Annotated in this window: 4 protein-coding genes; 1 reads left to right on the top strand and 3 read right to left on the bottom strand. The window is 68.7% G+C overall.

What is annotated here, in order from left to right:
- Positions 1–1,508 (top strand): succinate dehydrogenase flavoprotein subunit (gene sdhA, locus ABDW35_RS32740; protein WP_343718037.1); only part of this gene is annotated, 1,508 nt, incomplete at its 5' end.
- Positions 1,509–1,557: 49 nt separating this feature from the next.
- Here the strand turns inward: sdhA and choX are convergent.
- The 3 genes from choX to ABDW35_RS32725 all read right to left on the bottom strand — a co-directional run bounded on the left by choX (position 1,558) and on the right by ABDW35_RS32725 (position 4,314).
- Positions 1,558–2,502 (bottom strand): choline ABC transporter substrate-binding protein, encoded by a 945-nt coding sequence (gene choX, locus ABDW35_RS32735; protein ID WP_343718036.1) that lies wholly within the window; start codon positions 2,500–2,502, stop codon positions 1,558–1,560.
- 39 nt (positions 2,503–2,541) lie between these two features.
- Positions 2,542–3,036, bottom strand: coding sequence for a thioesterase family protein (locus ABDW35_RS32730; protein ID WP_343718035.1), 495 nt, complete (start codon positions 3,034–3,036; stop codon positions 2,542–2,544).
- Between the two features lie 150 nt (positions 3,037–3,186).
- Entirely contained in the window at positions 3,187–4,314 is a 1,128-nt protein-coding gene (locus ABDW35_RS32725) for a D-alanyl-D-alanine carboxypeptidase family protein (protein WP_343718034.1), read from the bottom strand.
- Positions 4,315–4,521: the final 207 nt, after the last annotated feature.

The following is a 4,521-nucleotide window of genomic DNA, read 5'->3' as shown; positions in this document are numbered from 1 at the left end:
CCGGGCCGGCGGTGCTGGAGCTGGAGCGGTTTGGCGTGCCGTTCTCGCGCACCGCCGACGGGCTAATCTACCAGCGTCCCTTCGGCGGCCAGACCCTGAACTACGGCAAGCAGATGGCGCGGCGCACCTGCGCCGCGGCCGACCGCACCGGCCACGCCATCCTGCACGCCCTCTACCAGCAATGCCTGGAGCACCGCACCGAGTTCTTCGTCGAATATGTCGCGCTCGACCTGCTGATGGACGATGACGGCAATTGCCGCGGCCTGCTGGCCTGGAATGTCGAGGACGGCACGCTGCACCGGTTCCGCGCCCACCGCACCGTGCTGGCGACCGGCGGCTACGGCCGCGTCTGGTTCTCCTGCACCGCGGCGCATGCCTGCACCGGCGACGGCAACGCCATGGTGCTGCGGGCGGGGCTGCCGCTGGCCGACATGGAGTTCACCCAGTTCCATCCGACCGGCATCTACGGCTCCGGCTGCCTGATCACCGAAGGCGCGCGGGGCGAGGGCGGCTTCCTGACCAACTCCGAAGGCGAGCGGTTCATGGAGCGCTACGCCCCGACGGCGCGGGACCTGGCCGGGCGCGACGTGGTCTGCCGGTCGATGACGATCGAGATCAACGAGGGGCGGGGCTGCGGGCCGGAGAAGGACCACATCCTGCTGCATCTGGAGCATCTCGGCGCCGACCTGCTGCATGAGCGGCTGCCGGGGATCAGCGAGACGGCGAAGATCTTCGCCGGCGTCGACGTGACCAGGGAGCCGATCCCGGTGCTGCCGACCGTGCACTACAACATGGGCGGGGTGCCGACCAACCTGCATGGCGAGGCGACGACGCTGCGCGGCGGCGATCCGGAGACGGTGGTGCCCGGGCTGATGGCGATCGGCGAGGCGGCCTGCGTCTCGGTGCACGGCGCCAACCGGCTGGGGTCGAACTCGCTGCTCGACATCATCGTCTTCGGCCGGGCGGCGGCGCAGCGGGCCGCGGCGACGGTGCGGCCGGGCGAGACCCACGCCCCGCTGCCGGCGGCGGCGACCGAGAAGGCGATCGACCGGCTGGACCGGGTGCGCCATGTCAAGGGCGGCACCAGCGCCGGCGAGATCCGGCTGGCGATGCAGCGGATCATGCAGCGGCACTGCGCCGTGTTCCGCGACGGGCCGCTGATGCAGGAGGGGCTCGGGAAGCTCGGGGAGACCGCGGGCCCGATGCGGGCCGATCTCGGCCTGGCCGACCGGTCGATGGTGTTCAACACCGACCTGGCCGAGGCGCTGGAGCTGGACAACATGCTGCAGCAGGCGGTGGTCAGCCTGCATTCGGCGATCGGCCGGACCGAGAGCCGCGGCGCCCACGCCCGCGAGGACTATCCGAAGCGGGACGACACGGCCTGGCTGAAGCACAGCCTGGCCTGGCTGGATGAGGCGGGCGGGGTCCGGCTGGACCACCGCCCGGTCCACATGCAGCCGCTGTCCAACGAGGTCGCGCCCATCCCGCCGAAGGAGCGCGTTTATTGAGAAGCGATCGGACGGCCGGGCCCGTTGCGGCGGGCCCGGTCCGGCCGGCTCAGCTGCTCTTCAGCGAGGCCTTCACCGCCTCGAGGCCCGGCTTGCCGTCGATGGTGGTGACGCCGTCGAGCCATTTGGTCAGCAGGTCGGGGTTCTCGCTCAGCCACTTCCGGGCGGCGGCGTTCTGCTCCATGCCGCCGTCCAGGATCATCGACATCATCTGGTTCTCGGTGTTCAGGTCGAACACCAGTTGCTGGGCGAACTTCTTCAGGTTGGGGCAGCCGTCCAGCCACTTCTGGTTGGCCAGCGTGCGCACCGTGGCACCGCCGTAATTCGGGCCGAAATAGGCGTCGCCGCCGCTGAGATAGTCGATCTTGTACTTGATGTTCATCGGGTGCGGCGCCCAGCCCAGGAACACCACCCATTCGCCGCGCCGCGTGGCCCGGTCGACCTGGGCCAGCATCGCCTGCTCGCTGGCCTCGACCAGCTTCCAGTCGCCAAGGCCGAACTCGTTCTTGCCGATGATGGTCGACAGATTCTTGTTGGCGGAGGAGCCGGGCTCGATCGAGTAGATCGACTTGCCGAACTTGTCGGCGAATTTCTGCAGGTCGGCGAAGTCCTTGACCCCGGCCTCATAGGCCTCGCGATTGACCGCCAGCGTCACCTTGGCGTCGGCCAGATTGGTGCCGACCAGCTCGACCCCCTGCTTCAGATAGGGGTCGACCATCTCGGTCTGCGACGGCATCCAGTTGCCGAGGAACAGGTTCACCTGGTTGTTCTTGAGCGATTCGAAGGTGACCGCGACCGACAGCATGTCGATCTTCGGCTCGTAGCCCAGCCCGGTCAGCACCGTGTTGGCCAGGGCGGTGGTCGAGGTGATGTCGGTCCAGCCCACATCCGACATCTTCACGGCCTTGCAGGCCGCGTCGTCAGCCAGGGCGGCGCCGGCGGGCGCCAGGACGGCGATCGTCGTTGCGGTGAAAATGAGGTGTCTTGCGCTCATGGTAGCCTCCTGTCTGTTCGGTGCGGACGGTGGCCTCGGTCAGCCCTTCTCGTCCTCCGCCGCCGCCTCGTGGGCGGCGCGGATCTCGCTCAAGCGGTCATGGATCTCGGCCTCGAACGGCGCGACCTTGGGGATGGTCGCGTCGATCGACAGGTTCAGCACCTCGCTCTCGGCCAGCACGGTGCCGGATGCGGCATGGCGCATCACGTGATGCAGGGTAAAGCGCTTGGCGTCCATCGCGCCCAGCCGCGTCTCGACCGCCACCTCGTCGCCGGCATGGGCTTCGTGGCGGTAACGGATCGTCATCTCGCCGGTGAAGACGGTGCGCCGGCTGCGCGCCCGGTAGGCGGCGTCGATGCCGGCGAACTCCAGGAAGGCGTCGGTGGCGTGGCTGAAGATGACGGCGTAGTAGCCGTCGTTCAGATGGCCGTTGTAGTCGGTCCACTCGGCCCGCACCGCCTCGCGGTGCAGCCTGAGCGGCGCCGCGATCGTCCGGTCGGACGGGGATGTCGGGTTGGCCGCGGTCGCTGGCATCCGCCGGTTGGTCCTCGCCTGCGGCCCGTCTCTCGGCGGACGGGCTCGAATGCAGGCGATGCTACGCGGCGGCGGCGCCCCTCATTGACCGAAGGCGACGCCGACCTGATCGAAAGCGCCGCGAGCCGGGGCGGCGCGGATGGCAGGGGGTCAGAGGCCCAGCAGCAGGCTCAGCTTCATGCCGAGGGCGCGGAAGATCGAGGCCCCGGCCATGTCCTGGGCGGCGACCAGCGGCACCTTGCGCACCGGCCCCTCCGGCGGGGCGATGTCGAGCTCGCCCAGCACTTGGCCCTTGGCGATCGGCGCCTCGATCGGCTGCTGGAACCGGGCAGTGACCGTCATCTTGTCGAAATCGGCCGGCTGCATGGTCATGGCCAGGTCATGCGCCACCGTGACCGGCACCTTGTCCTCGGCGCCCAGCCAGACCGACGCCTCGTCGACCGTGGCGCCAGCCTTGTACAGCGGGTACAGGCGGAACTGGTTCCAGCCCCATTCCAGCAGGCGGGCCCCCTCATCGGCGCGGGACTGCATGCTGGGCAGGCCGTTGACCACGAGGATCAGCCGGCGGTTGTCGCGCACGCCCGAGGCGGTCAGGCCGTAGCCGCCGGAATCGGTGTGGCCGGTCTTGATCCCGTCCACGCCCATGTCGCGATACAGCAGCGGGTTGCGGTTGCCCTGCTTGATCTTGTTCCAGGTGAACTCCCGCTCGCCGTCGTAGCGGTAGTATTGCGGGAAATCGGTAATCATCCGCTCCGCCAGGATCGCCAGGTCGCGGGCGGTGGAATAGTGCTCCGGGTCCGGCAGGCCGTTGGCGGTGACGAAATGGCTGCTGTTCATGCCCAGCTTCTTCGCCATCGCGTTCATCTGGTCAGCGAAGGCGGTCTCCGACCCCGCCAGGCCCTCGGCCAGCACCACCGCGGCGTCGTTGCCGGACTGGATCAGGAGGCCGCGCAGCAGGTCCTCGACCCGGATGTTGTCGCCGACCTGGACGAACATCTTCGACCCGCCGGTCTGCCAGGCCTTCTTGCTGACCGGGAACTTGGTGTCGAGCGTGATCCGGCCGTCCCGCAGTGCGTCATAGACCAGATAGGCCGTCATCATCTTGCTCATCGACGATGTCGGCATGCGCTCATCCGCCGCCTTCTCCATCAGCACCGTGTCGGTGGTGGTGTCGATCAGGATCGCCTGCCGGGCGATGGTGTCGACCGTGGCGGCGCCGGCCGGCAGCGCGGCGAGGCTGGCGAGAAGGAAGGTGACGCGGAAGAGGGGGGCCGGCATCGCGATCTTGATCATGGGACGGGGCATGGACCGCAGGGATAGCGTCAACTGAGGCCGCTGCCAACCCAAGCCTGTCGCGACCGTGCCGCGACGAAGCGCGCATGGCCGTGACGCCGGGCATCGGGTTTTCTGTTCCCATCAGTGGAAGCGAACCGCTCCGATCCCCCATCTGGGGGTGATAGGAGGGCGGTCACCTCATCTAAGATG

Source organism: Inquilinus sp., from assembly GCF_039594555.1.
In the GTDB taxonomy this organism is placed as follows: Bacteria; Pseudomonadota; Alphaproteobacteria; order DSM-16000; family Inquilinaceae; genus Inquilinus.
Note: the sequence above shows the minus strand (reverse complement) of the source record. Positions and strands in the feature narration are given on the sequence as shown.

Excerpts from the sequence above, each read along its gene's own strand:
- choX (WP_343718036.1), bottom strand. The coding sequence starts at position 2,502 with ATGAGCGCAAGACACCTCATTTTCACCGCAACGACGATCGCCGTCCTG.
- ABDW35_RS32730 (WP_343718035.1), bottom strand. The coding sequence starts at position 3,036 with ATGCCAGCGACCGCGGCCAACCCGACATCCCCGTCCGACCGGACGATC.
- ABDW35_RS32725 (WP_343718034.1), bottom strand. The coding sequence starts at position 4,314 with ATGCCGGCCCCCCTCTTCCGCGTCACCTTCCTTCTCGCCAGCCTCGCC.